We start from the raw sequence: 3,572 nt of genomic DNA on the forward strand, positions 1-3,572 counted from the left end.
AAATAAAAAAATAATATGAATAGATCACTTAAAAAGTGTCTCTAAACATATTATACGAGGAGGCGTTTTTATGAACAAGATGGATGAAAAGGCTATTAATAGTATTAGATTTTTGTCAATGGATGCTATACAAAAAGCTAATTCTGGACATCCTGGATTGCCTATGGGTACTGCAACTATGGCCTATGGATTATGGAAAGACCATCTAAATGCAAGTGGAAAAGCTATTGACTGGCCAGATAGAGATAGATTTGTATTATCAGCAGGGCATGGTTCAATGTTACAATATTCACTATTACATTTATTTGGATATGATGTATCAATTGAAGATTTAAAAAATTTTCGCCAATGGGAATCTAAGACTCCAGGGCACCCAGAGTATGGTCATACTCCAGGAGTAGAAACAACTACAGGACCATTAGGTCAAGGAATCGCAAATGCTGTAGGTATGGCTATGGCTGAGAAAAGATTAGCTGCCGAATTTAATACTGAGGATATGCAGATAGTAGATCATTATACTTATACAATAGCTGGAGATGGAGATATGATGGAGGGAGTTGCCTCTGAAGCATGTTCTCTAGCAGGACATCTAAAGCTAGGTAAACTTATAGTATTATATGATGATAATAAGATAACTATAGATGGTACTACTGATATTGCTTTCACGGAAGATGTAGGAAAAAGATTTGAAGCTTATGGCTGGGAGGTAATCAAATTAAATGATAGTGAAAATATGGAAGCTATAAGTGATGCTATAGAAAAGGCTAAGCAAAATCTAAGCAAACCAAGTCTTATCATGGTACCTACAACAATAGGTTTTGGTAGTCCAAATAAGGCTGGTAAATCAGCCGCTCATGGTGCTCCTTTAGGGAATGATGAGATTAAGTTAACTAGAGAAGGATTAAAATGGAATTATGAGCCATTCTTTGTTCCAGAGGATGTATATTCTCATATGGAAGAAATAATTAATGAAAAAGATCAAAAGAGAAAAGAGTGGGAAGAAAGATTTGAACAATATAGAGAAAAGTATCCTAAATTGGCTAAAAAATGGGACAGATGGCATTTGATGGAGATTCCTGAAGAATTAATGAAAGATGAAGAATTGTTTAATTTTGATGATAAGATTGCAACTCGTGCTGCTAGTGGGAAGATAATAAATACTATCGCTAAACATGTGGATAATTTATTTGGTGGATCTGCAGACTTAGCAGGATCAAATAAGACTACTATGAAAGACAAAGGTGATTTCCAAGATGACACTCCAGAAGGAAATAATATAAATTTTGGGGTAAGAGAGCATGGTATGGGAGCAATACTTAATGGTATATCTTTACATGGTGGATTTAGAGTATTTGGTGCTACGTTTTTGATATTCTCAAATTATATGAGGCCAGCCATAAGAATGTCAGCTTTAATGAATCAACCGATAATATATGTTCTTACTCATGACAGTATAGCTTTAGGAGAGGATGGTCCTACACATCAACCTATCGAGCAAATAGCTTCTTTAAGAGCTATGCCAAATGTTAAGGTGTTTAGACCAGCAGATGCTAAAGAAACAGTAATAGCATGGCTTGAAGCTTTAAATAATATCGATGGACCAAGTGTATTAGCTCTTACTCGTCAAGGATTGCCTACATTGGATAATGTAGAAGGAGCTCATAGAGGTGGATATATCCTTGATAAGGAAGATGGAGATACTCCTGATGTTATTCTTATAGGTACAGGATCAGAGGTTTCGTTATTATTAGATGCTAAGAAAGAGCTTAAAAAGAACAATATAGATGCAAGAATAGTGAGTATGTTATCTTGGGAGTTATTTGATGAACAAGATAATGAATATAAAAAGTCAGTATTACCTTCAAATATTACAAAAAGAGTTTCAGTAGAGGCAGGAACTACCTTTGGATGGCAAAGATATATAGGAGTAGAAGGTAAGTCAATAGGAATAGATACATTTGGGGCATCGGCTCCAGGACCAGAATTAATGGATAGATTTGGTTTCAATGTAGAAAATGTAGTAAAAACAGTTAAAGATATTATGTAATAGTATATAAAAAACTGAAATATCCTAGTACTAGGATATTTCAGTTTTTTTGGGGATAAGGGGTTAGATCAAGAACCGTCTTCTTGTCTCATTATTTTTTATATATTGTAATACTTCTTATAGTCTTTTTATCATCTTGTAGGGTGAATTCTGCTTTATATCCCTTATAATTGTCATAAGAAATTAACCATAATCCGTCAGAGTCTTCTGGTGATATTTCTTCATTTGTTCTTTTATAGATTTCCTTTATATTATCTCCTACCTTTATTCCATCTATAGGGTAATTATTATTAAATATACTTATTTCTGTTATTATATCAGAATCGATGTCTGTGAAGATGGTTGCATCTTCAAAAACATAATAATCAGATCCTTGAAATTTTCCTTTATCGTTGTAAGAGCCGAATACATTTATGGCTATTTGTAAAGAATCTCCAATTTTAACTCCAATATCTTTAAATATTTTATTTGATTGTTGAGTAATATTTCCTTTATCATTATCTTTATTATTTTCATTGGTTTTATTAGAATTTGGGAATTTGAGACTATCATTTAATAAAAGAGAATTTTCTTCTTCGCCTTCTATTATAGTGCCGTTTATGCTTTCTGCTATTAGGTCTAGGGGAACTAATAATTCAATTTTATCATCAGATGTATTAGATAGGATATACATTTTTGTATTATTATCTGTTACATCTTTATCATTTATTGAAATGGATTTTATATTTTTAGAAATATTTATTGCTATATATATATTTCTATTTTCATCGGAAGCTTTTGCATTAATATCTTCATCTGATTTTATGATTTCAGTATTAAATCCTAAAGCATGATATGCAGCTTCAAAATCTACCAATATATCTCCGGATTTATTGACCATTGGATTTTGAGATATAGTATTTGAAAAATTAATTTCTTTGTTGTTAAGAAAAATCTTTTTATCTACAGGTTCTAAATTTGATGTATCAAATAAAGAATTTATATCATCTTTTTCTTCGTCTATTTTAGGTTCTAATTGTGATTCGGTATATTCATCATCGTTTTTTTCTATATATATTTCACTATCTTTATTACAACTAGATAATAAAGATAGAGATAAAATGGCTATAAGTAGTAAGGTCTTTATCTTCATGATTTACCTCCTAAAAATAATAAGCATTAATTAGCATAATAAATGATAATATAAAATTTATTGTTGAATGAAAAAAAATTTATTTCTATAGTATTATTATATTAAAAGCTAAGTATTAATTATATTAAATTTACAATACATATTTTAATTATATATTATATGTATATGTCATAGAAAGGTATATATGAAATATAGGACATTTATACTATATATCCTATACAAATGTTGAATGAAAGTATATAATGTATAATAATATGTTTATATTAGTTTTGGTACAATATATAAATAGCATAAAAGTAAGATTATGAATAAATTAATATAGGAAATGATTAGTGGATTGCGAAATGCAATTTTAAATTTATCCACAGAAAAACAATGAAAAATCCGGTAGGA

Annotated in this window: 2 protein-coding genes; one reads left to right on the forward strand and one right to left on the reverse strand. The window is 30.1% G+C overall.

Going from position 1 to position 3,572, the window contains the following annotated elements; all coding sequences use genetic code 11:
- Positions 1-70: 70 nt before the first annotated feature.
- Positions 71-2,047: a transketolase gene (gene tkt, locus GOQ29_RS01460; protein ID WP_203370710.1), complete on the forward strand. Its 1,977-nt coding sequence runs from the start codon at positions 71-73 to the stop codon at positions 2,045-2,047.
- A 91-nt stretch (positions 2,048-2,138) separates the two neighbouring features.
- Here tkt and GOQ29_RS01465 read toward each other — a convergent pair whose 3' ends face one another.
- Complete coding sequence (locus GOQ29_RS01465; protein ID WP_203370712.1) at positions 2,139-3,179, reverse strand: hypothetical protein; 1,041 nt, start codon at positions 3,177-3,179, stop codon at positions 2,139-2,141.
- Positions 3,180-3,572 lie beyond the last annotated feature (393 nt).

The sequence above is a fragment of the Anaeromonas gelatinilytica genome (assembly GCF_016820635.1).
GTDB classification, from domain to species: domain Bacteria; phylum Bacillota; class Clostridia; order Tissierellales; family SIT17; genus Anaeromonas; species Anaeromonas gelatinilytica.

Bases quoted from the DNA above. Each gene is read 5' to 3' on its own strand.
- tkt (WP_203370710.1), top strand. From the start codon at position 71: ATGAACAAGATGGATGAAAAGGCTATTAATAGTATTAGATTTTTGTCA.
- GOQ29_RS01465 (WP_203370712.1), bottom strand. From the start codon at position 3,179: ATGAAGATAAAGACCTTACTACTTATAGCCATTTTATCTCTATCTTTA.